Raw genomic sequence first — 24,251 nt, forward strand, 5'->3', positions numbered from 1 at the left:
CTTACTACCGTTGTTTCGGGTCCAGCGCGTCGCGCACCGCGTCACCGATCATCACGAACGCCAGAACCGTGATCACCAGGAAGCCCGCCGGGAACAGCAGCATGTGCGGCGTGCTGATGATGAACTGCTGCGAGTCGGAGATCATCATTCCCCAGGAGACGACCGGGTACTGCAGGCCGAGCCCCAGGTAGGACAGGGTCGCCTCCAGCCCGACGAACTGGCCGAGCGCGATCGTGGCGTAGACCATCACCGGAGCCAGGCAGTTCGGCAGCACGTGCTTGAAGATGATCCGCGTGTGGCTGGCACCCAGCGCCTTGGCGGCGTTGACGTAGTCCTGCTGCTTGGCCGCGATCGCGGCCGAACGCATGATGCGCATCGAGATCGGCCAGGCCAGCACCCCGATGGTGAGGATAACCTGCAGCATGATGCGTATCGTGCCGGGCGCTCCCTGGATACCGGCGTTGAACACCGACAGGATGACGATGGCGCCGAGCACGAACGGCAGCCCGAGGAAGATCTCGGCGAACCGCGCCAGGAAGCTGTCGGTCTTGCCGCCGAAGTAGCCCGCGAACAGCCCCACCAGCGAACCGATGGCCACTGTGAGCATCGTGGCGAGCACACCGACCACGATGGAGGCGCGCGCGCCGTGGATCACCCTGGTGTAGATGTCGCGGCCGATCGAGTCGTAGCCGAACGGGGCGTCGGCGGACGGCCCCTGGCGGGCCAGCGTGAGGTTCTGCGCGTTGGGATCGCCCGGTGCGAAGAACCCCGGAAAGATCGAGATCGCGACCAGCAGCAGGATGATGACGCTGCCGATGATGAACAGCGGCTTGCGCCGCAGCTCGAGCCAGGCGTCGCCCCAGAGTCCCCGCTGCTTCTCCTGCTTGGGAGCCTGCTGCCGCGGTTCGGGGGCGCCGGGCGGCTCGTCGCCGCTCTCCCCCTGCTGTCTCGCTTCGATCTCACCTTCGGCGTAGGCCCCGGCAGCGAGAATGCGCTGCTGGCCTTCCCCTGCGTTAGTCATATCGGATCCTCGGGTCCAGAGCCGCGTAGAGAATGTCCACCAGCAGGTTCATCAGCAGGTAGACAACCACCAACAGGGTGACCACGCCGGTGACGGTGACGCCCTCCTGGGTCTTGATGGCATCGAAGACGAGTCCGCCGATGCCGTGGATGTTGAACACACCCTCGGTCACGATGGCACCGCCCATCAGCGCACCGAAGTCGGTACCGATGAAGGTGATCACCGGGATCAACGAGTTGCGCAGCATGTGCACCGAGACCACCCGGCGCGGCTTGAGGCCCTTGGCCGTGGCGGTGCGGATGTAGTCCGCGCGCTTGTTCTCGAACATCGCGGTACGCGTCAACCGGGCGATGTAGGCCATCGACAGGCTGCCGAGCACGAGGCCGGGAGCGATGAGTTGTCCGATGGTGGGATCACTGCCGACCGAAGGCTGGATCCATTCGAGCTGCACGCCGAACACGACCTGGATGATGAACCCGCTGACGAAGACCGGCACCGCGATCAGGAAGAGCGTGGCGGCGAGCACGAGGTTGTCCACGAAGCCCTTGCCGCGCAGCGCGGTCAGAATGCCGGCGGCGATGCCGATCACTGCCTCGAAGACCAGCGCGATGGTGGCGAGTTTGAGGGTGACCGGGTAAGCGTTCTGGATCAGCGTACTGACCTCGATGCCGTTGAAGGTCTGCCCGAAGTTGCCGCTGAACAGCTGCCCCAGGTAGAGGACGTACTGCACCGGCAACGGTTTGTCCAGGTTGTATTCCTGGGTCATCTGCTCGATGAACGCGGGCGGGCAGCCACGCGGCCCGCACATGCCCGCGAACGGGTTGCCGGGGATGGCCCAGACCAACGAGTAGATGATGAACGTCGTTCCGATGAACACCGGAATCAACTGCAGCAGCCGCCGCAGTATGTATCGGCCCACCGAACCCTCCTTCGACGAGGACACACCCGGTCCACCGCCGCTTTTGGCGACGGTGGACCGGGCAGAAACAGTCCGTAACCCGAGAAGACCTCGCGGAATGGCGATCACGGGTGACCGGTTCTCCGGCAGGGCCGTCGACTCCGCCGCGTCGCGGGGCACATCGAGTGGTCACTCACCCTACGTGCCCCGCTCTCCCACGGCGCAGCCAGCTCACGTGCCGGAGCACCACCTGCCGTGCAGGAGGATCACCCTAGCCGTTCCGGAACGCCTTCTGACTCACTCTCCCGCCTGAGCCACCTTGAAGGTGCTGATCGCGGGAACCGTGCGGGAGTTGAGCGTGCCCTCGGCCAACCGGTTCGAGGTCGCACCCTTCACCGCGTTGGTGAACAGCGGGATGGACGGCACGTCCTTGCCCAGCTGCGATGCCGCCTCGTTGTAGAGCTGGTTGGCCTTGTCCACGGTGGCGGCCTTGTCGGCCTTGGCGATCAGGTTGTCGAACTTCTCGCTCGAGTAGCCGGTGTTGTTCGCCGAACCGCTGGAGGTGTAGAGCGGCTTCAGGAAGGTCCGCGGCGTCGGGTAGTCGGCGACCCAGCCGTAGCGGAACGGACCGGTCATCTCGTCGTTGTCCATCTGGTCCTGGTAGGTGCCGAAGGTGGGAACGGCGTTGAGACCGACCTTGATGCCCAGGGTGTCCCGGATGCTGCCCGCCACGGCGGTGATCCACTGCTTGTGAGCACCGTCGGCGTTGTAGCTCAGCGTCAGCTGACCGTCGAAGCCACCCGCCTTCTGCAGGTACTCCTTGGCCTTGGCCTTGTCGTAGTTGCACCACTCGCCGCAGGAGCCCTTGTCCGGGCCACCGGGGAAGTCGGGGGCGATCCAGCCGGTGGCGGCGGTCGCCTCACCGTTGAAGACCTGCTTGACGATCTTGTCGCGGTCGATCGCCAGCGACAGCGCCTTGCGCAGGTCCGGGTTCTTGAACTTCTCCTTGTACATCGGGAGGTTCAGCACGGTGATGCCCATGCGCGGCTTGGAGATGGCCCGGTCGCCGAGCTCGTCCTTCCACCGGTTGTCGGCCAGCGCGGAGGTCGGGATGACGTTGATCACGTCCAGGTTGTCGGACTTGAGGTCCTGGTAGGCGGTCTGCGCCTTGTTGTAGACCACCAGCTTGACCGCGTCGACGCTGCCCGCGTCCTCACCCTTGTAGTCCTTGTAGCGGGTGAGCGTCAGGCTCTGCTGCGGCGTACGGCTCTCGAACTTGTAGGGCCCGTTGCCGACCGGGTTCTTGACGAACTCCTCCTTCTTCTCGAAGAAGGTTTCCGGCATCGGCGAGAACGCCTGGTAGCCGAGCTTGGTCGTGAAGACGCTGAACGGCTTCTTCAGCGTGATCGTGAAGGTGTGGTCGTCGACCACCTTCAGGCCCGACATCTTCTCGGCGGAGGGTTCCGGAGGCTTCTTCGGGCCGCTCTCGCCGTCGGGGTCGGCGGGGTGGACCGCGTCGAAGCCCTGGATCGCCTTGAACATGTCGGCGTTCTGCTGCGCGTTGCCCGCGTAGGCGCCGTAGTTCCAGGCCCGGACGAAGTTGTCCGCGGTGACTTCCTCACCGTTGTGGAACTTCCAGCCCTGCTTCAGCTTGACCGTGTAGGTCTTCTTGTCGTCCGAGAGCTCGATGGACTCGGCCATCGCGTTCTTCGGCTCGAAGGACTTGGGGTCGTACTCCACCAGCCCGGTGAACATCGGGTTGAGGACTTGGCTCCCGTTGGTGTCGTTGCTGTTGGTGGGAACCAACTCGCTCTGCGGCTCGGCCCACTGGACCGTGATCGGGTCCTCGAGGGTGCCGGTTGCCTCGGTGACGGCGCTGCCGCCACCGCCGCCGCAGCCTGCTGCCAGCAGGGCCGCCGACAGCGATGCCGCGACCGGCGCGACCATGCGTCGCTTGCGCATCAAATTCCTCCCGCTGTCTACGTGACTCCTCGCCGATCAGGGCGAGGGTCGCCACGCCGACGACCTCGGGTCGTCGGATGAGTGCGAGCGTAAACATAAGCGAGACACAGTTCACGACAATGAGCTGTCACAAAGCCGTCACTTTCTTTCTCGATTCAGCAAGATAATCACCCAATTGGCGGAATAAATCGTCTCACATATCGGGATTCAACCGATCGAAAGGGCGATACCGTCGAGGATGTCGTGCTCACTGACAGTAATATCCGTGATCCCCGCGCGCTCCGCCAGCTCGGCCGCGAGGACGCTGACGACCATCGCGCCGCCCCCGATGACGTCCACCCGTCCCGGGTGCATCGGCCCCAGCGCGGCGCGCTGGTCGTGATCCATCGCCAGCAGCTCCCGCGCGGTCTCGTCGACACTGGCCCGGGACACGCGGGACAGGTGGATCGCCGCGGGGTCGTACTCGGGCAGACCGTGCGCGAGCGCCGAGAGCGTGGTGACGGTGCCCGCCACCCCCACCCAGCGGCGCGCGGCGGAGACGTCCACGGCGGCGAACGCCTCGTCCAGCACTTCCCGCGTGAGCTCACCCGCGATCTTCACCTCATCGGAGGTAGCCGGATCGGTATGCAAACAACGCTCCGTGAGACGAACGCATCCGATGTCCGCTGAGTGGGATCCGACGATCTCGGCCTCCTTGCCGTCCCAGTGGCCGAGCACCAGCTCGGTCGAACCGCCCCCCACATCGGCCACCAGGAATGGGCCGTCCGCTGGACCCAGATCGCCCACCGCGCCGACGAAGGAGAGCCTGGCCTCCTCCTCGCCGGTGATGACCTCGGCCTCCACTCCCAGCGTCTCGCGGACCATCCCGAAGAAGTCCTCGCGGTTGGCCGCGTCCCTGGTCGCCGAGGTGGCCACCATCCTGGTGCGCTCGACGGCCTCCTCGCGGATGCGCTCGTCGTAGTCGTGCAGCGCCTGCCTGGTGCGGTCGAGCGCCTCCTCGGACAACCTGCCGGTGGCGTCGACCCCCTGCCCCAGCCGCACGATCCGCATCTCGCGGTGCAGATCGCGCAGTTCGCGCGTGCCGTCGTCGTGGACTGTCACCTCGGCGATCAACAGCCGGATCGAGTTCGTCCCGCAGTCGATCGCAGCAACGCGCACCATGCTTCCTCCCGTTTCGAAGTCTCCCGGTTGATTGGACGGGGTGCTCGCTTGGCGGAACCTCTCTCACGGCTCTCGCTGCGGGTCCGGCGACATCGGGTAGCGACCTACACGACGTCGGGCCTTCCTCGCGAGAGCCGCACGGGAGAACCCGCGGCGGTGCGGACTGCGTAGGTGGGTGTTTCGGCGCCGGCGGCGCCGAATGCATCACGTCGGTCGGCAATACCGGCGGAAAAACGTCGGCGATCCAGTCGTGTCCGGGCGAAACCCGTTGAGCCGTTCCGAAGTCGAGATTCACCTCCGAGCACCTTGTCGGGTCCAGGCTATTGCAGCGCAGGGTGGGCGGCACGGGCGACCCGAACCGATTCGGTAAGCCGTAGGCGGAACGGCCGCCGACACCCGTCCCGGACAGCGGCTCGGTGAACGGCGCGAGCGGGATCGGGCAAGGGAGCTACCGGTGGGTTTCGGCGTGTCGGTGTAGGGGAAATCACGACTCGTACAACGAAACGGTGAACAGCCGGCCCAGATCGGGCAACTGGAGCCGCAACCGGACAATCGCGTTATAGGGTTCCCCGTTCGGTGCCGGGTTCGCAGCACGCGGAAACCGAAGTTTCGCGGGAATCGGAAACGCACCGGCCAACGACGTCACGGAAGGATCGAAAGTGTCCTATCAGGACTACCAACAGCAACCCGAACAGCAGCCGAGCAACGGCCTCGGAACCGCCGCGCTCGTGCTCGGCATCATCGGGGTGGTGCTGTCGCTGATCCCGGTGTTCGGGATCATCGCCTGGCCGGTCGTCATCGTCGGCATCATCCTCGGCATCATCGGCATCCGGAAGGTCTCGCAGGGCAGGGCCACCAACAAGAAGGCCGCGATCACGGGGACGGTCCTGTCCGGTGTCGGCCTGGTCATCTGCATCGTCTGGGCGATCCTCGCGGTCTCGGTCTTCCAGTCGCCCGAGTTCCAGAACGAGTTCCAGGAGCAGATGAGCCGGGAGATGGAGCAGCAGAACTGACGGCCTCCTCGCGGGGCGCGTTCCGCGACGCGTGCGGAACGCGCCGGTCAGTCGCCTGAACCGCCCGACGACTCGGCGTCGGGCTCGGTGCTCGACGAGGTGTTACCGCCCGGTTCGCTTCCGGTGGGGGCGGATTGCCCGGTAGGACGCTGCCGCGTCTCGGGCACGATCGGTTCGAAGGAAGGCGCGGTCTCCGAGGGACCGGTCCCCGAAGGCGAGTTTTCCGGGGGCGAGGCCGGGGACAACGGCGGGAACTCGTCAGGCGTCCGCCGATCACTCGGCTTCGGCCCCTCGCTGGGAGCCGGTGGGTGGACCACCTCGCCACTCCGTTCGGGTGCGGCCGGTCCGAGCTCGGGGATGTCCGGCGCGGGCGTGGGGTGCCCGCCGGTGCGGTAGGCGGTGGCCCAGCCGAGCACGTCACGCACGTAGCGTTCCGAGTGGTTGTACTCGAACACGGCGCGGGCCAGCCCCTCGTCGCGGCTCAGATCCCCGCCCGCCGCGCACAGGTACTTCCCGGCCGCCAGCGCCGCGTCGTGCGCGTTGTGCGGGCTGGCGACACCGTCGTCGTTGCCGTCCACGCCGTAGCGGTCCCAGGTGGCGGGCAGGAACTGCATCGCACCCACCGCGCGGTCCCAGACCGGGTCCCCGTCCAGATCCCCGGAATCCGTGTCCGGCACGGCGGCGAATTCCGCTCCCCCGTTGAGCCGTGGCCCGAGGATCGCGGTCACGGTCGTTCCGGAATCATCGACCCGACCGGAGTCGCCGTGGTCGGACTCGACACGTCCGATCGCCGCGAGCACCGACCAGTGCAGCCCGCAGGACGGCTCGGTCTCCGAGATCCGGTCCGCGGCGTCGCGGTAGGCCCGCAGCATCGGCTCCGGAATCCCGGCGGGCCCGTCCGGCACCCGAATGGCGGACCCCGCTCCGGTGTCCGGTTCGGAAGGTCCCCGCATCGAACGACTGTCCCGGAGCAGTCGCACGCCGGGTTCCCGCTGTTCGGGCAGCTCCCCGGTGACCCCCAGTTGTCTCGGCGGCGTTCCGGGGCGGTCACCGCCACCCGGATCGCCGAACATCGCGGCCGTGAGCGCGTTGGCACCACCGACCAGTACGAACGGCAACAGCAACGCCAACAGCGCCAACAGCGAACCGACCGGTGGTCTGCGCGGACCGCGACGGGCGGTCGGTTTCGGAAGTGTTTCGGATTCGGAATGCCGGGGCCACCACGAAGGTTGGTCACATCGCCGCCACGGCGACGTTCTGCTCCGACGCGGCACGATCGCCCTCCCCAGTTTTGGTCCTCGCGGCATCGCCGACTCCTCCCGGATTTCACACCATCGGCGTGAAGATCGCCCGATGAACAGCGGTTTCCCGGCGCGGGTTGCCGGGGTGGTGCTGTGGCGGAACCTCCCGCACGTCTCGTGAGCGGGTGCCCCGACATCGGGTAGCCACCTACGCCACGTCGGGACCGTCCTCGCGAGAACCGCACCGGAGGCCCCGCGGCGGTGCCGACTGCGAGGGTGGTCGGAGTGCGGCCCGCGGGAATGATGGGAGCTCGGCTTGAGTGCTCCGCAGGCGCGGCGATTTCGCGAGAAATTGACGGTGGGCGGGGGCCGCACCACCCCCACCGATCCAGCGATTTCGCGAGAAATTGACGACCACTCGGTCCGGGACTCCTCGCGCGCGGCTGCACCGCTCGATCGGGAGCGACGACTACTACTCTTCGGTAACCGATATGTCCTACGCTGCGGGCATGACGCAGCCCGGAGAGTCCGCAACCGACTTCGCCATCCCGGCGACCCACCAGGTCAGCAACCAGCCGCCCCCGCTGGACGACTTCGATCCGCTGGACTGCGACCCGGCGCTGCGGGAGGCGCTGGCCGAGCACGGCCAGTCGGAACGGATCGAGCAACTGCGTCCACTGGCGCGGCAGGCGGGCTCCGCCACGGCGCGTGAGCACGGCAGGCTCGCCAACGAGCACCCGCCGGTGCTGCACAGCCACGACCGCTACGGCCACCGCATCGACGAGGTGGAGTTCCACCCCTCCTGGCACTGGCTGATGGAACGCGCGGTCTCCGAGGGGCTGCACGCGGCACCGTGGGCACCGGACGCGTCGGAAGGGGCGCACCTGCACCGCGCCGCCGGGTTCTACCTCTGGTCGCAGGCCGAGGCGGGCCACGGCTGCCCGATCTCGATGACCTTCGCCTCGGTCCCCGCTCTGCGGCACACTCCCGAGCTCGCCGAGGTCTACGAACCGGGACTGCGCGCCACGAACTACGACTTCGGTCTCCGTCCCGCCGCGAACAAGCGCGGTCTGCTGGCAGGGATGTCGATGACCGAGAAGCAGGGCGGCTCGGACGTACGCGCCAACACCACCACGGCCGAGCCACTGACCGACGGCAGCTACCGGATCATCGGGCACAAGTGGTTCACCTCGGCACCGATGAACGACCTGTTCCTCACGCTGGCACAGACCCCTGCCGGGCTGAGCTGCCTGCTGGTTCCCCGGGTGCTACCGGACGGCACGCGCAACGCGGTACGGCTGCGGCGGCTCAAGGACAAGCTGGGCAACAAGTCCAACGCCTCGGCCGAACTGGAGTACGAGGGCGCGATCGGCTGGCTGATCGGCGAAGCGGGACGCGGGGTGCGCAGCATCATCGACATGGTGTCGATGACCAGGATGGACTGCGTGCTCGGTTCCGCGGCCAACATGCGCATCGCGCTCTCGGAGGCGGCGCACCACGCCGCGCACCGCGCCGCCTTCGGCAGCACGCTGAACCGGACCCCGCTGATGAGCGCGGTCCTCTCGGATCTGGCGGTGGAGTCGGAGGCGGCCGTCGGCCTGGCGATGCGACTGGCCAGCGCGATCGACCGGGGACAGCGCGGCGACCGGGCAGAACTGGACCTGCTGCGGTTGGCGCTGCCCGCCACGAAGTACTACGTCTGCAAGCGTGCCCCCACGGTGATCGGCGAGGCACTGGAATGCCTGGGAGGCAACGGCTACGTCGAGGAGTCCGGCATGCCCCGGCTATACCGGGAGGCTCCGCTGCTGTCCATCTGGGAGGGCTCGGGCAACGTGACCGCGCTGGATACCCTGCGAGCGCTGCACAAGCAGCCCGACACGGCCGAGACGCTGCTGGCCGAGCTGGACCGCGCGGCCGGACAGGACGAGCGCTACGACCGCTCGTTGCGAAAGCTGCGGGAGGAACTGGGCGAACCGCGCGAAGAGCGGGCTCGTGCCCTGGCGGAACGGCTCGTGCTGACGTTGCAGGCGAGCCTGCTGCTGCGCACCGCGCCGACGGAGGTCGCCGAAACCTTCCTGGCGGCCCGGCTGGACGGTGACGGCCACACCCTCGGCGCCACCGGCACCCGATCCGACGTCCTGCTGGACCGGGTCACTCCCCGCGAGGACTGAAGCCGCCGAACTACCACCACTCACGCGGTCGGCACCGCCTCGATACCGGAGCCGGCCGCGACGAGAGCCGCGCGGTAGGCCCCGCCACCCGACTTCGGGGCGGCGTCAATTTCTCGCGAAATTGACTCCCCAGTGCGGCGGTTTGGCTCCGTGCTCCGTCAATTTCTCGCGAAATCGCCGCGCCGCTACGACGCGGAGCCGAACCCCCCCACCACTCCCGCAGCTCGAACTCCGACCATGCTCGCAATCGGCACCGCCGCGGGTTCTCGCGTGCGGCTCTCGCGAGGACGCCGGAGACGTTGTGTAGGTCGCTACCCGAGGTCGCCGGACCCGCAGCGAGAGCCGTGCGAGAGGTTCCGCCAAGCGACCACACATGACAACCGAGCCGCACCCCTCACCCGAAGGAAGGAAAGAGCTCCGGTGCTTCGTTGGGCCACCGTTGGGCGATCACGTCGAGCGCCTCGTCCCCGAACGGGTTAACCCCGCGCCCCTTGGCAAGCGAGTGGGCCACGTGCACGTGCAGGCACTTCACCCTGCCGGGCATCCCGCCCGCGCTGACCTCGGTGCCGAGCGGTTCGAGCGCGTCGCGCTCGGCGAGGTACTCCTGGTGCGCGCGGCGATACCGCTCGGCCAGCTCGGTGTCGGTGGCCAACCGCTCGGTCATCTCGCGCATCAGCCCCTCGGACTCCAGCGTGGACACCAGGGTCACCAGCCGGGGCGCGGTGAGGTAGTACAGCGTGGGGAACGGAGTCCCGTCCGGCAGTCGGGGGCTGGTGCGCACCACGGTGGGTTCGCCCGAGGAGTCGCGGGTGACCACGTCACGCATTCCCCTCGGCGGACGACCCAGTTGGCGCCGCACGATCAGCCGGTCGTCCTCGGTCGCGGTGGGCTCACCGCTCGGGTCCACGCCCGACACTGTCACTTCCCCTCTCACGTGAACGTGTTCCACATCCGCTGGTACCACGGTTTCGACTCCGGAGCGGCCTTCTCCTCGGACTGCTGCTTCTCCTCGGAGGGCAGCTCGACGATGTAGGGCGTTTCGCCCGGCCGGACGTAGCCGAGGCGCTCCCGCGCCTCGGCCTCCAGCCGACTCGGGTCCGACAGTTCCGCCTTCCGCTCCGACAGCCGCCGCACCTCCTCGCTCAGCTGCTGCTCCCGCTGCTCCATGTCGGACAGCTCGTCGAGCTGCCCGAGATACGTGCGCAGCGGGACCGAGACGCTCAACGCCATGGCGCACACGAGGGTGGCCAGCACGGCGGCCCGTCTGGTGGAGGAGAGCTTGAACGCACCACCGGTGCCCGCCGGGGTCCGGGCCCCTCGGGGCCCGGACCTCCGACGCGGCGCGGTCCTGCCGTCCGAGTCACCGCGCGGGCGCCGCGCACGCGTCGACTGCCGGGTACGGCTCGTGCCGTCCGCCTCGTTCCGTCGATCGCGTTGTGCCGGTCGCCCGGTCGGCATGGATCACACCTCCGCGCTGAACCTGGGGAAGGCCAATTCACCCGCGTAACGGGCGGCGTCGCCGAGGTTCTCCTCGATGCGCAGCAACTGGTTGTACTTGGCCACCCGCTCGCTGCGGGCGGGAGCACCGGTCTTGATCTGGCCGCAGCCGGTGGCCACCGCGAGATCGGCGATGGTGGTGTCCTCGGTCTCGCCGGAACGGTGACTCATCATGCTGCGGTAGCCGCAGGAGTTCGCCAGGTTCACCGCGTCGAGGGTCTCGGACAACGTGCCGATCTGGTTGACCTTGACCAGCAGCGCGTTGGCCGCGCGCCGGTTGATGCCCTCCTCCAACCGCTCCGGGTTGGTCACGAACAGGTCGTCGCCGACGATCTGGACCTTCTCGCCGATCTCGGAGGTCATCCGGGTCCAGCCGTCCCAGTCGTCCTCCGAGAGCGGGTCCTCGATCGAGACCAGCGGGTAGGAGTCGAGCAGCTCGGTGTAGTAGCCGATCATCTGCTCGGCACTGCGCTTGGAGCCCTCGAACTGGTAGACGCCGTCCGAGTAGAACTCGGTCGCGGCGACGTCGAGCGCCAGCGCGACGTCCCTGCCCAGCTTGTAGCCCGCCTTGTCCACTGCGGTGGCGATCAGGTCGAGCGCCTCGCGGTTGTTGGGCAGGTCGGGTGCGAAGCCGCCCTCGTCACCGAGTCCGGTGGCCATTCCCTTGCTCTTGAGCACCGACTTCAGCGCCTGGTAGGTCTCGGCTCCCCAGCGCAGCGCCTCGGAGAACGAGTCGGCCCCGATGGGCGCGATCATGAACTCCTGCATGTCCACACCGGTGTCGGCGTGCGCGCCGCCGTTGAGGATGTTCATCATCGGCACCGGCAGCACGTGCGCGTTGGGGCCACCCACGTACCGGAAGAGTTCGAGCCCGGTCGACTCGGCTGCCGCCTTGGCGGTCGCCAGCGAGGCACCGAGCATCGCGTTGGCCCCCAGCCTGGACTTGGTCGGAGTGCCGTCCAGGTCGACGAGCTTCTGGTCGACCACGCGCTGTTCGATGGCCTCCACGCCGACCAGCTCCGGGCCCACCTCGTCCAGCACGCCGGCCACTGCCTTCTCCACGCCCTTGCCGCCGTAACGCTCGGCGGCACCGTCGCGCAGCTCGACGGCCTCGTGTTCGCCGGTCGATGCTCCGGAAGGAACGGCAGCGCGGGTCAGCGTGCCGTCATCCAGGGCCACCTCGACCTCGACGGTGGGGTTGCCCCGCGAGTCCAGGATCTCGCGAGCGCCGACCTGCTCGATGATCGCCACGTGTGCTCCTAACAAGCTTTGTGAATCCGAGACGCCACGGCCCGCCGCGATGCTTCCACCGGCGGTCCCGCCGGTGAGGGCCGGGCGCCCGACGACTGCCTCCGAGCCTAACCGGGCGCTCTGATCGTCCGCCGCAGGCTCGCGGTCAGGCTCCCGGCATGTGCGACGAAAGCGCCGATCCGAGGGATGACCACGGGAACAGAGTTGGCAACATCCGACCGAGCACTATGGCGGAACCGTCGATCGAGTCGTACCGTTGGTGTGGTAATGAGGGCTGAAGGTACCGTAGAAGCTTTCCGCAAAGCGGAAACCCTTGTGTCGCAGCGACGCCCGCTGGAGGCGTTACGCGCGCTCGGTCCGGTGCTCGAAGAGGATCCGGACAAGCCGAGCGTGCAGCTGCTGGCAGGACGCGCGTATCTGTTCTCGGCGCAGTTCCAGCGTGCCGAACTGGCGTTCCTGCGAGTCATCGAACTGGACCCGTCCGACCACTATGCCCGACTAGTACTGGGAAGAACCCTGCAACGGCAGGGCAGACTGAACGAGGCGCACACCCAGGTGCGGCTGGCCACGACCATGTACCCCGATCCCGCGTACCAGGAAGTACTTGGAGAGATCCGAGCGCACATCGCTCGGGTCAACGCGACCGAGTGACGTATCCCACCACCAACAACACGACAGTCCCGCGTCGAGTAGCGCTCCACCCCGCGTCGAGCAGTGCTCCGGGAATCCCGCTGTGCCCGTCGAACGTGGGGCCCTCTCGGACGCGTCCGAGCCGAACCCCAACCACTTACGCAATCGGCACCGCCGCGGGTTCTCTCGTGGTGCTCTCGCGAGGACGGCCCCGACGTCGTGTAGGTCGCTACCCGATGTCGGGGCACCCACAGCGAGAGCCCGCGAGAGGTTCCGCCACCTCACCTCGGGATGGCGTCAATTTCTCGCGAAATCGCCGCGCCGCTCCTCTGAACGGGACCACGCGGGTAAGCAGCGCACGTGACGGCTACCCGACCACTCACCGAAAGCGCTTCTGCAATTCTCGGTGGGTCATTCGTCGCGGCTACCCGCTTGGGCGTATCGCTCGGCCAGGCTGAACACCTTCCTGGCGTAGGAAACCGAGTTGTTGTAGGACATCACGCCGGACCACCAGCCGTCGCCGCTGCGCATGTCGCGTCCACCCGCGCACAGATAGCGCGCGGCGGCCATCGCCGCGTCGTCGAGGTTGTGCGGATCACCGACCCCGTCGCCACTGCCGTCGGTGCTCCACTTCGCCCAGGTGGAGGGAATGAACTGCATCGGCCCGACGGCACGGTCGTGGACGGTGTCGCCGTCGAGCACGCCGTCGTCGGTGTCGGTGATGGCACGCACGTCCTCGCCGCCGTCCAGCGGCACTCCGATGATGGGGCTGGAGGGAACCGCGTCGGCGCCGAGCCTGCGTCCGCTGTAGCGGCCGTGGTCCGACTCGACCCGCCCGATGCCCGCCAGGGTCGCCCAATCCACGCCACAATTCGGAGCTCGGCTGCGCATCGCCAGATCGGCGTTCACATAGGACACCAGCGCCCGGGACGGGACGTCGACGACGGCGGCCACCTCGTTGGCCCAGTCGCGCACCGGGTCCTCGCCCGATTCGTCGCCGGGTTCGGAGCCGGTCGCGGACCGGCCGGGGGCGCTCGACCCCGGTTCCACCGGGGCGGGTTCGACGCTCTGCCGTGCCAGCGGCGGCGCCTGCGGCGCGGCGGCCGGTTCCCCGAACACCGCCACCGCACCGACCGCGAGCACGGTGCTCGCCACCGTGCCCACCGCGAGGACGCCGCGTCCGGCGACGGCCAGCACCGCGCGCGACACCGAGCGGGAACGCGGGTGCTTCGACGAAGCGGATTCGGTCACTGCAACAGGTTAGGCGACATGTCCAGCCGTACCCGACCTCCGCTCGCGGCGGTCCGGATCCTTGTTCGCACCGCCCCGGAACACGATCTTGATGTGGGAGACTGACGCGTGCTCCACGCCCGGCACGCGGAGCGCGAAAACCGCCCGATCGCGAGCCCGAGGAGTCGAAGTGTCGGACGACCTGTCCGTCGCGAACGCGGCGGCACGGAACCGCGCCAACGGTGCGCTGTGGAGCGGCGCGGCGCTGCTGCTCGTGGGCTCGGTCGGGGTGCTCTCCGGCGCGTTCGCCGCCTTCGGGTTCTACCACCGCCTGCTGAATCCGTTCGCGCACGCGCTGACCCCGTGGGTGCTGCTGGCCGTGCTGGTCAGCGCTCGCCGCGCTCCTCGCACGGCGGTGCCGCGCACCATCGTCTGCCTGCTCGGCGCGGTGGTGGCCTTCTACGTCGGCAAGCCGCTGCTCTACAACACCGTCTACTATCCCGACGCGCCCGACATCGGGGTTCAGGTGAACAACCTGGTCATGTGGTGTGTGCTGGCGATGTTGACAGGGGCAGTGCTGGGAGCTGTCTTCTCCGCCATCGGCGGGGCATCCTGGTCGGGTTCGGCTGCAACCGCCACCGCGATCGCACTGCTGCTGGCCGCCACGATCGAGGAAACGGGATTCGGGTTGGCGGACAGCGATCTCCCGCTGCTGCTCTGCTGCGGCTGCGCCGTCCTGCTCACGCTCCATCTCGCCGACACTCGGGACGGCAGGCTGCGGCGAATCGGTGTGCTGACCCTGCCGTTGCTGGTGGCCGGTTTCGTCCTCGTCGCGGCTCCCGACCTGCTGCAGGGGATGACGCTCTGACCGACGACAGTAACGATCGTCCGAGCGCGCCCCGGAGAAACGAGCGGAACCGGATTCCGGCGGCCGGTCGAGCACGAATTCGGTTGTACCCGGTCGACCGATGAGGCAGGATTCGCTTCACCGCATCGGCCCGAAAGCCGACGGGGGCGACGACTGAAGGAGGTGTGCCATGACCGTTCTCATTCGTGTCACGCAGGCAACCATCCGTTTCCTCCTGCCCGCAGCTCTCCTGACCGGTAGCTGACACCCCGGACCACAGGGTGCTCGTGGCGGAGGATCTCCCTTGAGGAGCCGCCGGAGATGCACTCCAGCGATGAAGTCGATCCCGACGACTATCCGTTGCGCAACCGCAACCGCACGACGAACACCGGCCGAACGCGTGGCGGTCGGAGATCTTCCGAGCAGCCGGACCGAACTCGTGGCGGCAGGCTGACGGAGGAAGAGCGCGACCTGCTCACCGCACTGCGCGAGGAACCGCCCGCCTCCGGACTTCCCGAGGATGCCGACCGGTGGTCCACCTGGGACACCGGTGAACGCGGCCCGCTACCCCGCCCCTCCTGGTTGGTCACCGAGCTCGCGGCCGTGGACCAGGAGCTCGGCGTGCTCAAGACCGGCAAGGAAGCCGACGTCGAACTGATACGCCGCTCGGTCCCCGGAACGGCACGCGAGTGCCTGCTGGCGGCCAAGCGCTACCGCGCTCCGGATCACCGGCGGTTCCACCGCGATGCCGAGTATCTGGAGGGCCGCCGGATGCGCAAATCACGGGAGAACCGTGCGATGTCGGTCCGCAGTTCGTTCGGGCGCGGTCTACTCGCCGAGCAGTGGGCCGTGGCGGAGTTCCGCGTCCTGGGCGAGCTGCGCTCGGCCGGAATACCCGTACCTTATCCCGTCCAACGCGTGGGCACGGAGGTACTGCTGGAGTTCGTCGGCGATGCCGACGGCTCTCCCGCACCCCGGCTGGCCGAACTACGCCCCACACCGGACGTGCTCGAGGACTTGTGGATACAGACGCTCTCCGCGTTGTTCGGGCTGGCCGAGCAGGGTCTGACGCACGGTGATCTGTCCTGTTACAACGTGCTGGTCCACAACGGGGAGATCGTTCTCATCGACCTGCCCCAGGCCGTGGACGTGGTCGCGAATCCGTCGGGAGCGCGTTATCTGGAACGCGACGTTCGCAACATCACCGACTGGTTCCGATCACGCGGACTGCCCGAGGACCGCATCGACTTGCCGGAGGTCTCGCGGTCGCTGTCACAAGCGGCTCGACTGTTGCCCCGGTAACGGTTTCACCGGGACGGCTCAAGGCCGCACGGCGGGCGGCGGGTGACCGGTCACGATCCCGAACTACGCCCTACTCCTTCCGCGTCAGTTCGCGGCTGCGCTTGCCGTAGTCGTCGGCGTGGTCGAGCACCTGCTGCACGTACTCGCCGCTGGCGTTGTACCGCAGCACGGCGTCGCGGAACTGCTCGGCACGGCGCAGGTCGCTGCCCGAGTCGCAGAGGTAGTAGCCCGCGGCGAGCGCCGCGTCGTCGAGGTCGTCGGGGTCCGCCACCCCGTCGGCGTCGCCGTCGCGTCCCCAATCACGCCAGGTGCTCGGGATGAACTGCAGCGGGCCGACGGCGCGGTCGTAGACCGTGTCGCCGTCCAGCTTCCCCCCGTCGGTGTCGCGGATGAGCCGCACGCCCTCGCTGCCGTCCAGCGGGATTCCCCTGATGGGCGGCTCGGGGCGGGCGGTGCTGTCCAGGTCCGAACCGCCGTAGCGGCCGTGACCGGACTCGACGGCGCCGACCCCGGCGAGCACCGACCAGCTCAGCCCGCAGTCCGGCCTGGTGCGTTCCAGGGCCAGTTCGGCGTAGCCGTAGGCCTCCAGCGCGGCCATCGGGATGTTGAGCTCGTCGGAGAAGTTCTCGGCCCAGTCGGAGAGCTGCCGCTGCGGGCGGGAAGTCGCGGCGGGATCGGCGCCGCCGGGTAACGGGCGCACCTGGGGTGGCTGCGCCCCGGCACGCGGTGGTGCCGTGGCGCTGGGCAGCCGGGACCGATTCCGCTGCCCGCCGTTGTCCAGTAATCCGGCCAACAGCACGAGCACTGCGAGCATAGCCAGTCCGCTCAACAGCACGAGCGGCGAGTCGGATGCTTTCCGTCGTCGCGGCACGATCGCGGACCTCCCTAGGTCACTGAACTGTTACCCGACCCACCGGGTTCGGTGGAGTCGCCGGTCACGGTTGAAAGACCTCAGCCCGGTTCGTCGATTTCACCGGTTTCGTCGGCTTTTGGCCAGTACTCGCGCCAATCGGATTCGGACAGCCGCGCGGGATCGGCTCCGGCGGTGCGCGCGCGTGCCTCGGCGGCCCGGATGCGGCGGTCGAAGGCCAGCGAGGCCGCGCGCAGCGTGTCCTCCGGGTCACCGCCGTCGCGTCTCGCGCGTGCCACGGCGTCGAACAGCTCGGCTCCCGGATGGGAGTCCTCGCCGATCAGCTCGGCCGGTATCCCGGCCCGCTCGGCACGCTGCACGAGCTTGGCCGCCAGCGCGGCGGCCGGTTGCCCGTGCGCCACACCGTCCACAGCGGACTCGCGTTGCTTCTCGCGCTGCTTGAGCTCCTCCCACCTCGCGTGCTGCGACTCGGCGTCGTGCATCGAATCGTCGGTGGCGAACACGTGCGGGTGACGCGAGACGAGCTTGCTCACCAGCTCGGCCGCGACGGTGTCGACGTCGAACGGATCGGCCTCGTTCTCGGCCGCCACGCGGGCGTGGAACAGCACCTGCAGCAGCACGTCACCGAGTTCCTCCCGCATGGCACCGCGGTCGGAACTCTCCAGGGCCTCCAGCAGTTCGTAGGTCTCCTCGACCAGATAGGTGCGCAGCGACTCGTGCGTCTGCCGCGCGTCCCACGGACAGCCGCCGGGGGAACGCAGCCGGTCCATCACCGTCACCGCGTCCAGCAGCTCGACTCCCGGCGGGGGCGTCGCCCGCACCTCGCGGGCTCCCGCCGCCAGCAGTTCCCGCACCGCTGCCGAGTGATCGTCGGGGGCGACCAGCACCACAGGCTCGCGGGCCGCCCGGCGCAGCAGCTCGGCGTGCTCCGGCGGCGCGGCGGCTTCCAACGAGTCACGGGTGGATTCGGCCAGTCCGGGATCGGCGTAGACCTCCCCCGCACCACGCAGCCAGGGAACCGCCTCGGCGGGCACGACGTCCCCGAGGCGGTCGTCCACCAGCACCACCGCGCAGCCGTCGACGACGGAGGGGCGGGATTCACCGACGGCACTCATACCCCGATTGTTCCAGCCATTACTCGATCATGGTGTGCCCTCGGGCGTCCCGACGGAGCACACCGGGGTCCGGAAACCACGGAAGTCGCTCGATGTCTCCGCTCCGAAGCGACAGCCGGTGGGAGATTCCGCCGAGCGAGCGATCCGACAACCCGACCGGAAATCTCGATCAGGCCCGGCTCTCCCGCTCGGGAATGCGGAATCCGCTGGTCTGCCCCTCATCCGGTGCGGCGGTGAGTTCCAGCGAGTCCCACACGCCGTAGCGCGGGCTGAGCTCGACACCGACGCGCTGCGCGGTCAGACCGAGCAGCCGCGCACCGAAAGCCTGCGTGAGCTGCGCGCCCTGCCTGCCCAGCGATGGAGTGTTCGACTGGCCGTCACCGTTTCCGGTGGTTCGCTCGGTGATCCGCGCGACGAGCCACTGACCGGCGCTCTGCCTGCCGGGTCCGGGGAAGGCGAGCACCGTACCCTCGTCGGCCGCGAACAGCGGCGTCTGGGCGGCGAAGCTGGGGCTGCTCGCCGCGCTGAGCTCGCGCCCCGAGCCCGCGGGAACCCCTTCGGACTTGTCCTGCTGGATCAGTTCGGCGGCCTGCTCCTGGCCACGAGCCATGCGGTTCGCCTTGCGCTCGGCCTCGGCACGGCTGGTGGCGCTGGTGTAGTCGAAGACCACCGAGGTGCTCGCCAGGTGCTTGCTGCCGAGCTTGCGCATCAGCACCAGCGAACGCGCCACGGAGCGGACCTCATCGGCCGTGAAGATGGTTCCCTCGGTGGCGGCCCGCGCACCGCCCCGCTGCTGCACCCACTGGGTGATCTCCTGCTCGGAGACCCGCAGGTTCTGGCGTCGAGCGGCCACTTCGGCGAGCTTCTGCCGTACGGTGAACGCGGCTATCTGCCGCGCCAGCTCGTCCTTGCGTCCCTGCTCGTCGAGCTGCTCGCGCAGTTGCGGGCGCTCACCGACGACCGCCTCGAACCGCTGCTGCACCGTGCTCACCGGGATGGCCTGGTCACCGACGAGCGCTGCCGAGCCGATCCGGGACGGCTGGGAACCACAACCGGCCAGCAGGCAGGCCGCGAGCAGCGCGATAATCAACCGTGGGCGCGCGATGACTGATCTCACAAGGGCCACTTTCTCACGAGCACCCGGGTGCTGTCCGTAAGCCCGCTGTGATCATGCTTACTCACCCTCCGTGCAATCATCGGGAGTTCAGCGGAACCGGCCCAGCTCACGCAGCTCCCGCAGGAAGACCTCCGTGGTCGCCGGGTGGAGGTGCAGCAGCGGCTCGTCGTCCTCGTCGCGTTTGATGACCGTGAGCAGCGCCCCCTCGGGGCCCGCGTAGTAGTTCAGCGGGTACTCGCACTCCCGCTCGGTGCCGCGCGAGACGTACTGCGAGCGCACGGCGCGCAGCGCGAAGTCCAGCGGCGGCGCGGTCAGCCGTTCCAGCAGTCGATGTCCCGGCGGTGTCGATCGCGTCCGGGTTGGCCGCTCGTCGTCCGGTGCGTTCGATTCGTTCTGGTCGGACCGGGAACGGCGGTCGCGGTCCGGCACGGTGTGTCGGGCAGGCGGGGGCGGCATGGTGGTCGGTGCTTCGTCCACCGGTGGCGCGTCCGGTAGCAGTCCGGCCACTGTGGATGGCAGGGCGTCGGGTTCGACCGGTTCGAGCAGTACGCGGTCCTGCTCCACGGCGGCGAGCACGGCGAAGTCGTCGGCCTCGGCCACTTGGAAGCCACCCCGTGTCGCCCCGGCGTCGGTGCGGATGGAGTACCAGCCGTAGACGCGGCGCTGCGGTGTACGCAGCAGGCGGAGCGTGTCGCGCAGCGCGCCGATCGGAGCGTCACCCCTGATCAGGCCCGCCTGGCGCAGTTCGGCGTTGGCCGCCTCGACGATCGCCGCGCGTTCGCGGTGCGTGGCGCCGGGGGAAACGCCCTCCAGCCCGGCCGGTTTGGCGGTGCCCGCGCCGAACTCGTCGTGGTGCAGCACGTCGTAGGCGGCGTAGCTGAGCATGACCGGTTCGGTGATGACGCGGTCGAAGCGGGAGCTCTCGAAGTCCTGCTCGTCGGATCCGGCGCCGTCGAACCGGTGATCGTCGATACGGGGGTTGTCGTCCCTCGGGTTACCGACCCTCGGGTTACCGGCACCGGGGCCGCGACTGTCGTGCGGGAAACCACCGGCCGGGGGACCTTTGGAACGGGGACTGGACACACTCACCTCATCGCTGCCGACCTGTCGCCCCCACTCCCACGATTGTGCCATTCACGGCGGCTCGCAGAGCCGCAACGAGGACGGAGCGGTGCCATGGCGGCACTGCCTCCGCTCACCTGCCCCGGCGGCCCGGCAGCCCGGCAGCCCGGCAGCCCGGCAGCCCGGCAGCCCGGCAGCCCGGCAGCCCGGCAGCCCGGCGATTTCTTGGGAAATTTACGCCCGGCCTCCCGGCCCACCTCGCGGCGATTTCGCGAGAAATTTACGCCCCGCCCACCCCGGGCCACTCCCACAGCTGACCCCTGTCGGCGCCGAGTTTCGGCGGAGGTACGGGCAGTAGAGGAGATCGCACGAGACCCGACCGGGCGGATATGTCCAATGGGATGTGACGGAGTGATGTTCACAGCGCCTTCGCCGCGCTAGAATCCCAGCGCAGTGAGTAGGCCCCGCGCACGCGGGGATGGACCCGTCTGTGGCTCTTGCTCGCCGGTCGGCTCGCCGTAGGCCCCGCGCACGCGGGGATGGACCCTCCATGAGCGTCGCGAGCTTGTCGCGTGAGTCGTAGGCCCCGCGCACGCGGGGATGGACCGAGGTCGCTGCCGTCGGCAGCCGTGGCCCGCTCGTAGGCCCCGCGCACGCGGGATTGGAGACAGTAAAAGCGCCTCCGGAGTGCTGTTCCGGAGGCGCTGTGTTCGTTCGCTGGGATTCAGTCGAACCGGTCGATCTTTACCGCGTTAATGAAGGTGGCCCACTGCTGGACAGTGGTGGTGAAGTACCCGGCGGCACGATCCTTGGTGTCGCGGACCGCCGCGCCACCATCGAGACGACCGACTTCAACGCAGTTGGTCTCCTGACTGCTGTAGCTGCTCTTACGCCACGTGCTCACCGCGTGCGACAGAGTCACGTCGCCTCCAATCGTTCGATTGTCTCGGTGATGAGCTCCCTCGATTCCTCTGCACTCATCGCCAACCGATCGATATCATCCCGCGCATCAACGAATGCCGAAACGTCCCCCTCGTCACGCAGAAAAGCACTTGACCTGTGGTGTTCCAAGTGCACCACAGGCGAGGCACGCTCGAACTCCAGCAGCATGAATGGTCCGGCGTGTGCTGGAGTCCAACCGAGATGCCTCGGTATAACGCGCACTTCGACGTTGCCTCGCTGACTCATCTCGGTCAGGTGCAACAACTGTTCCGCCATAACCTCCTCATCACCAACAGCTTGGTGCAGCACCGAGTCCAATATGAAAGCTGTGTATGCAGCTGGCGCTTTCCGACGAGTGATGACATCGCTGCGTCCCAGTCGAAGCGCTACACGCTCGTCTACATTCGGAACTCCGGTGCCCATGATGGCCCGTGCATAGTCTCCGGTTTGCAAGAGTCCGGGCATGAGCAGTGGAGATACGTCAGTGATCGCAGTAGAGGTACGCTCGAATTCAAGCAGAGCGGTGAGTTGATCACCTTCTCCTGTGGCTCCCACCGAAACCGAGTTGACCGGTTCGGAAGCCGCTTCACGAGTCAACTCAAGTAGCCGGTCTCGCTGGTGACTCGGCAGGTCCAACACCGCGCACATCGCCGAGACCGACTCGGTGGATGGGACTCGCCCACCACGCTCCCAACGGACTACGACCGAATGCGAAACATCGAGCTGCGTAGCCAGTTTGCGAACGGTCATTCCGGCTCCTACCCGTGCTTCGCGAAGTTCAGAGCCAAGGATGTAGGCACGTGGTGCGAGGTTCGTGGTCCCGGTCATGCACCACACCGTAAATGAGAACAACATCTGTGGAGATCACCTGAAAGAGCTATTGTCCCAATGGTCTCGATACCTACAAACTGGTCTCACACCAAATACAAGTAGTTAATATTGACTACAGGAGGTCATCGATGCCAACCAGGTACGAGGTGCATCATCCGGGTGTTCGGGTGTGGTGTGGCAACGAGTCGGAGGGCTCGTCGTCGTTGCTGGTGTGGATCTCGCGGTGGACGCCGGAGGTGATTCGGATCGAGACGCCGACGGTGTTCCACCGGACGGTGTGGACGGTCGGCCAGGCTGCCCAGCTGCGGGATGTGCTCACCTCGGCTGTTCAGACTGGGGGTGAGTCGTGGTGACCAGTTATGCGGGCAGGTTGGGCATGTGGCTTGCCCACGAGCAGTGGGAACTCGAACAGGCTTCCTACGACATCCCGGCCCGGCAGGCCACCCCGAGGCAGTGCGCCGAACTCGCCGGAATATTGCAGCGGCTCTCCGATGAGCTGCGTGACTACGCCGCCGCGCTGGCCTTCGGCGGGGGAACCCCTCCGGAGTCGGGTTCGATCGACCCGGACGAGTTCCGCAGGCGGGGTGAGGCGGAATGAGTACGCATCCGGCGATGCTGCTGACCACCGCCGTCGTGCTGGCCGGGGCTGCGATCGTGCTGGGTGGCTGGGGCAACCGGGCGAGTTATCGGCCCCGCCACGCGGGCGGCAGCGGCCCGGCCGCCCGACGGCTGGCCGCGCTGCGGCTGGAGTCGTATTTCCGGGACGAACGCCCTACCACGGAGTTGATCGGCTGGCCACTGTGCGACCCCGACGAGTATCCGCACCTGTTCGGTGTCAGCCCACCGGCCCCGGTAGCGCCGTCACTGACGCCGACACCGGAGTCACCACCGGCAGCGCCGCATCCCACCAGCCCAACCGCTGTTGACACCGTTCCCGCCGTTTCCGCTGCCTCCCCTGATCCCGCGTCGGTGGCAGAGCCTCCCGAGCTGGCACTCATGCGCCGCGTCCTCGACGGGCTTCACCGCCTCTAGACACTGACCCGCCCCGGCGTCCGTCCCCCACGATCCCTTTTCCCACCAAGATCGGGCCCGGAACCGTGTACTCGGCCACCCCCCGACAACCGCCGAGACACCCCGGGCCGCCGGTGGCGGGGCGACAATTTCCCACGAAATCGCCGCGCACGCCCCCACGCAGCGACGTCAATTTCTCGCGAAATGTACGCACCGCCACCGAAAACCCCGCCCGGCCGGGCCTCCCTCCCCGCTCCCACCCGGCCGGGCGGGGACTCCAACGCAGCAGACCACAATGGTGGGAACCGCTACCGGAGTCATCGACGATCCAGCCTCCGGAGCGGTCCGCCCGAAGCTGTGGTGTCCGAAGAGGAGTGACCACGTGGTTCTCACAACGCCTTCGCGCCGCTAGAATCCCAGCGCAGTGAGTGTAGGCCCCGCGCACGCGGGGATGGAGGCAGAAACAGCCCCTCCGAAGCGCTCCGGAGGGGCTGCATTTATTCAGTGGGATTCAGTCGAACCGGTTGGCCTTGACCGCGTCGATGAACACTGCCCACTGCTGAGCCGTGGTGGTGAAGTATCCGGCGGCGCGGTTCTTGGTATCGCGCACCGCCGCGCCGGAGTGGACACGACCGACCTCGACGCAGCTGGTTTCCTGTGAGGAGTAGCTCGACTTACGCCATCCGCTTATGTCGGGCATAATTTTCCGCTCACTTTCGTGAAGATTCCGCATGGACGTCAACAGCATTTCCCATCACGAAAACGCCGAGAATTCCCGTCACTTCCGCGTGAAGCTCCCGTCGTCGTGCTGCACGTAGAAGCCGGAGCGATCGCCGGTCTCCGCCATGCGCCGCAACATCGCGCGTTCCGCTTCGGTAGGGGGATTGGCAGCGCTCGTGGCCGTGGTCCACCACTCCGTGAGCTCTTCCTCGGTAAACCCGTACTCGCGTTCGAGGTCGAAACGTGCGAGCTCGTCCGGCTCGCCGTAGCGGCGCAGGGCCTCGCGAACATCGTCGAGGTCACGGTAAACGACGACGACAGCCCCGTCCTGCTCGAAACGCATGCCGCGAGCATGCCA

25 protein-coding genes are annotated in these 24,251 nt (G+C 67.9%); 8 read left to right on the top strand and 17 right to left on the bottom strand.

The features are described from left to right. Window positions 1-4: 4 nt before the first annotated feature. The 4 genes from BM150_RS01515 to BM150_RS01530 form a co-directional block, all read right to left on the bottom strand. A complete protein-coding gene (locus BM150_RS01515) occupies window positions 5-1,021 on the bottom strand; it encodes an ABC transporter permease (protein ID WP_092922588.1) in 1,017 nt (338 codons plus the stop codon). After that, window positions 1,014-1,940 carry an ABC transporter permease gene (locus tag BM150_RS01520; protein ID WP_092923272.1) on the bottom strand — a complete coding sequence of 309 codons (927 nt, stop codon included), beginning with the start codon at window positions 1,938-1,940 and terminating at the stop codon, window positions 1,014-1,016. The genes BM150_RS01515 and BM150_RS01520 overlap by 8 nt, the downstream gene beginning before the upstream one ends. A gap of 276 nt (window positions 1,941-2,216) precedes the next feature. Further along, window positions 2,217-3,881 carry a peptide ABC transporter substrate-binding protein gene (locus BM150_RS01525; RefSeq protein ID WP_092922591.1) on the bottom strand — a complete coding sequence of 555 codons (1,665 nt, stop codon included), beginning with the start codon at window positions 3,879-3,881 and terminating at the stop codon, window positions 2,217-2,219. A 207-nt stretch (window positions 3,882-4,088) separates the two neighbouring features. Next, window positions 4,089-5,042, bottom strand: a complete 954-nt coding sequence (locus BM150_RS01530) for a Ppx/GppA phosphatase family protein (RefSeq protein ID WP_092922594.1) — start codon at window positions 5,040-5,042, stop codon at window positions 4,089-4,091. A 659-nt stretch (window positions 5,043-5,701) separates the two neighbouring features. Between BM150_RS01530 and BM150_RS01535 the strand changes: the two genes are divergently transcribed. After that, entirely contained in the window at window positions 5,702-6,055 is a 354-nt protein-coding gene (locus BM150_RS01535) for a DUF4199 family protein (protein ID WP_092922597.1), read from the top strand. A gap of 47 nt (window positions 6,056-6,102) precedes the next feature. Here BM150_RS01535 and BM150_RS01540 read toward each other — a convergent pair whose 3' ends face one another. Next, window positions 6,103-7,194, bottom strand: coding sequence for a lytic murein transglycosylase (locus tag BM150_RS01540; RefSeq protein ID WP_092922600.1), 1,092 nt, complete (start codon window positions 7,192-7,194; stop codon window positions 6,103-6,105). A gap of 611 nt (window positions 7,195-7,805) precedes the next feature. Between BM150_RS01540 and BM150_RS01545 the strand changes: the two genes are divergently transcribed. Further along, entirely contained in the window at window positions 7,806-9,467 is a 1,662-nt protein-coding gene (locus BM150_RS01545; protein ID WP_245755188.1) for an isovaleryl-CoA dehydrogenase, read from the top strand. Window positions 9,468-9,861: 394 nt separating this feature from the next. Here BM150_RS01545 and BM150_RS01550 read toward each other — a convergent pair whose 3' ends face one another. The 3 genes from BM150_RS01550 to eno are packed head-to-tail and all read right to left on the bottom strand — an operon-like array spanning window position 9,862 to window position 12,215. After that, on the bottom strand, window positions 9,862-10,389 hold the full coding sequence (locus BM150_RS01550) for a DUF501 domain-containing protein (protein WP_175496629.1): 528 nt from the start codon (window positions 10,387-10,389) through the stop codon (window positions 9,862-9,864). An 8-nt stretch (window positions 10,390-10,397) separates the two neighbouring features. Continuing rightward, window positions 10,398-10,925 carry an FtsB family cell division protein gene (locus tag BM150_RS01555; RefSeq protein ID WP_092922610.1) on the bottom strand — a complete coding sequence of 176 codons (528 nt, stop codon included), beginning with the start codon at window positions 10,923-10,925 and terminating at the stop codon, window positions 10,398-10,400. 3 nt (window positions 10,926-10,928) lie between these two features. Continuing rightward, window positions 10,929-12,215: a phosphopyruvate hydratase gene (gene eno, locus BM150_RS01560; RefSeq protein ID WP_092922613.1), complete on the bottom strand. Its 1,287-nt coding sequence runs from the start codon at window positions 12,213-12,215 to the stop codon at window positions 10,929-10,931. Window positions 12,216-12,482: 267 nt separating this feature from the next. Between eno and BM150_RS01565 the strand changes: the two genes are divergently transcribed. Further along, on the top strand, window positions 12,483-12,866 hold the full coding sequence (locus BM150_RS01565; protein WP_092922616.1) for a tetratricopeptide repeat protein: 384 nt from the start codon (window positions 12,483-12,485) through the stop codon (window positions 12,864-12,866). A gap of 390 nt (window positions 12,867-13,256) precedes the next feature. Here BM150_RS01565 and BM150_RS01570 read toward each other — a convergent pair whose 3' ends face one another. After that, window positions 13,257-14,096 (bottom strand): lytic transglycosylase domain-containing protein, encoded by an 840-nt coding sequence (locus BM150_RS01570; RefSeq protein ID WP_092922619.1) that lies wholly within the window; start codon window positions 14,094-14,096, stop codon window positions 13,257-13,259. A gap of 169 nt (window positions 14,097-14,265) precedes the next feature. Between BM150_RS01570 and BM150_RS01575 the strand changes: the two genes are divergently transcribed. Both BM150_RS01575 and BM150_RS01580 read left to right on the top strand, forming a co-directional pair. Next, entirely contained in the window at window positions 14,266-14,943 is a 678-nt protein-coding gene (locus tag BM150_RS01575) for a hypothetical protein (protein ID WP_092922622.1), read from the top strand. Window positions 14,944-15,243: 300 nt separating this feature from the next. Beyond that, on the top strand, window positions 15,244-16,224 hold the full coding sequence (locus BM150_RS01580) for a serine protein kinase RIO (RefSeq protein ID WP_092922625.1): 981 nt from the start codon (window positions 15,244-15,246) through the stop codon (window positions 16,222-16,224). A 70-nt stretch (window positions 16,225-16,294) separates the two neighbouring features. On the opposite strand, the gene BM150_RS01585 is transcribed toward BM150_RS01580, so the two are convergent. The 6 genes from BM150_RS01585 to BM150_RS01610 all read right to left on the bottom strand — a co-directional run bounded on the left by BM150_RS01585 (window position 16,295) and on the right by BM150_RS01610 (window position 22,186). Continuing rightward, window positions 16,295-17,038: a lysozyme family protein gene (locus BM150_RS01585; protein WP_139219433.1), complete on the bottom strand. Its 744-nt coding sequence runs from the start codon at window positions 17,036-17,038 to the stop codon at window positions 16,295-16,297. Between the two features lie 137 nt (window positions 17,039-17,175). Beyond that, window positions 17,176-18,210, bottom strand: coding sequence for a nucleoside triphosphate pyrophosphohydrolase (locus BM150_RS01590; protein WP_092922628.1), 1,035 nt, complete (start codon window positions 18,208-18,210; stop codon window positions 17,176-17,178). Between the two features lie 169 nt (window positions 18,211-18,379). After that, window positions 18,380-19,327: a SurA N-terminal domain-containing protein gene (locus BM150_RS01595; RefSeq protein WP_092922631.1), complete on the bottom strand. Its 948-nt coding sequence runs from the start codon at window positions 19,325-19,327 to the stop codon at window positions 18,380-18,382. Between the two features lie 87 nt (window positions 19,328-19,414). Next, a complete protein-coding gene (locus BM150_RS01600) occupies window positions 19,415-20,410 on the bottom strand; it encodes an ESX secretion-associated protein EspG (protein WP_175496630.1) in 996 nt (331 codons plus the stop codon). Between the two features lie 703 nt (window positions 20,411-21,113). After that, a complete protein-coding gene (locus BM150_RS01605) occupies window positions 21,114-21,311 on the bottom strand; it encodes a DUF397 domain-containing protein (RefSeq protein ID WP_425427401.1) in 198 nt (65 codons plus the stop codon). Continuing rightward, window positions 21,308-22,186 carry a helix-turn-helix domain-containing protein gene (locus tag BM150_RS01610; protein ID WP_342752515.1) on the bottom strand — a complete coding sequence of 293 codons (879 nt, stop codon included), beginning with the start codon at window positions 22,184-22,186 and terminating at the stop codon, window positions 21,308-21,310. Before BM150_RS01610 ends, BM150_RS01605 begins: the two co-directional genes overlap by 4 nt. Window positions 22,187-22,290: 104 nt before the next feature. Here BM150_RS01610 and BM150_RS01615 point away from each other — a divergent pair, with 104 nt between their 5' ends. The 3 genes from BM150_RS01615 to BM150_RS01625 are packed head-to-tail and all read left to right on the top strand — an operon-like array spanning window position 22,291 to window position 23,194. After that, window positions 22,291-22,515, top strand: coding sequence for a hypothetical protein (locus BM150_RS01615; protein ID WP_092922637.1), 225 nt, complete (start codon window positions 22,291-22,293; stop codon window positions 22,513-22,515). Continuing rightward, entirely contained in the window at window positions 22,512-22,760 is a 249-nt protein-coding gene (locus BM150_RS01620) for a hypothetical protein (RefSeq protein WP_092922640.1), read from the top strand. The genes BM150_RS01615 and BM150_RS01620 overlap by 4 nt, the downstream gene beginning before the upstream one ends. Further along, on the top strand, window positions 22,757-23,194 hold the full coding sequence (locus BM150_RS01625; protein ID WP_092922643.1) for a hypothetical protein: 438 nt from the start codon (window positions 22,757-22,759) through the stop codon (window positions 23,192-23,194). The genes BM150_RS01620 and BM150_RS01625 overlap by 4 nt, the downstream gene beginning before the upstream one ends. 490 nt (window positions 23,195-23,684) lie before the next feature. Here the strand turns inward: BM150_RS01625 and BM150_RS01630 are convergent, their stop codons facing one another. Further along, a complete protein-coding gene (locus BM150_RS01630; protein WP_175496631.1) occupies window positions 23,685-23,873 on the bottom strand; it encodes a DUF397 domain-containing protein in 189 nt (62 codons plus the stop codon). A gap of 78 nt (window positions 23,874-23,951) precedes the next feature. Then, complete coding sequence (locus BM150_RS01635) at window positions 23,952-24,236, bottom strand: hypothetical protein (protein WP_092922646.1); 285 nt, start codon at window positions 24,234-24,236, stop codon at window positions 23,952-23,954. Window positions 24,237-24,251 lie beyond the last annotated feature (15 nt).

It is taken from the genome of Actinopolyspora alba, assembly GCF_900112765.1.
Lineage (GTDB): Bacteria > Actinomycetota > Actinomycetes > Mycobacteriales > Pseudonocardiaceae > Actinopolyspora > Actinopolyspora alba.

Excerpts from the sequence above, each read along its gene's own strand:
- BM150_RS01630 (WP_175496631.1), bottom strand. The coding sequence starts at position 23,873 with ATGCCCGACATAAGCGGATGGCGTAAGTCGAGCTACTCCTCACAGGAA.
- BM150_RS01530 (WP_092922594.1), bottom strand. The coding sequence starts at position 5,042 with ATGGTGCGCGTTGCTGCGATCGACTGCGGGACGAACTCGATCCGGCTG.
- BM150_RS01525 (WP_092922591.1), bottom strand. The coding sequence starts at position 3,881 with ATGCGCAAGCGACGCATGGTCGCGCCGGTCGCGGCATCGCTGTCGGCG.
- BM150_RS01625 (WP_092922643.1), top strand. The coding sequence starts at position 22,757 with ATGAGTACGCATCCGGCGATGCTGCTGACCACCGCCGTCGTGCTGGCC.
- BM150_RS01555 (WP_092922610.1), bottom strand. The coding sequence starts at position 10,925 with ATGCCGACCGGGCGACCGGCACAACGCGATCGACGGAACGAGGCGGAC.
- BM150_RS01580 (WP_092922625.1), top strand. The coding sequence starts at position 15,244 with ATGCACTCCAGCGATGAAGTCGATCCCGACGACTATCCGTTGCGCAAC.
- BM150_RS01565 (WP_092922616.1), top strand. The coding sequence starts at position 12,483 with ATGAGGGCTGAAGGTACCGTAGAAGCTTTCCGCAAAGCGGAAACCCTT.
- BM150_RS01610 (WP_342752515.1), bottom strand. The coding sequence starts at position 22,186 with ATGTTGTTCTCATTTACGGTGTGGTGCATGACCGGGACCACGAACCTC.
- BM150_RS01615 (WP_092922637.1), top strand. The coding sequence starts at position 22,291 with ATGCCAACCAGGTACGAGGTGCATCATCCGGGTGTTCGGGTGTGGTGT.
- BM150_RS01635 (WP_092922646.1), bottom strand. The coding sequence starts at position 24,236 with ATGCGTTTCGAGCAGGACGGGGCTGTCGTCGTCGTTTACCGTGACCTC.
- BM150_RS01545 (WP_245755188.1), top strand. The coding sequence starts at position 7,806 with ATGACGCAGCCCGGAGAGTCCGCAACCGACTTCGCCATCCCGGCGACC.
- BM150_RS01590 (WP_092922628.1), bottom strand. The coding sequence starts at position 18,210 with ATGAGTGCCGTCGGTGAATCCCGCCCCTCCGTCGTCGACGGCTGCGCG.
- BM150_RS01515 (WP_092922588.1), bottom strand. The coding sequence starts at position 1,021 with ATGACTAACGCAGGGGAAGGCCAGCAGCGCATTCTCGCTGCCGGGGCC.
- BM150_RS01585 (WP_139219433.1), bottom strand. The coding sequence starts at position 17,038 with ATGCTCGCAGTGCTCGTGCTGTTGGCCGGATTACTGGACAACGGCGGG.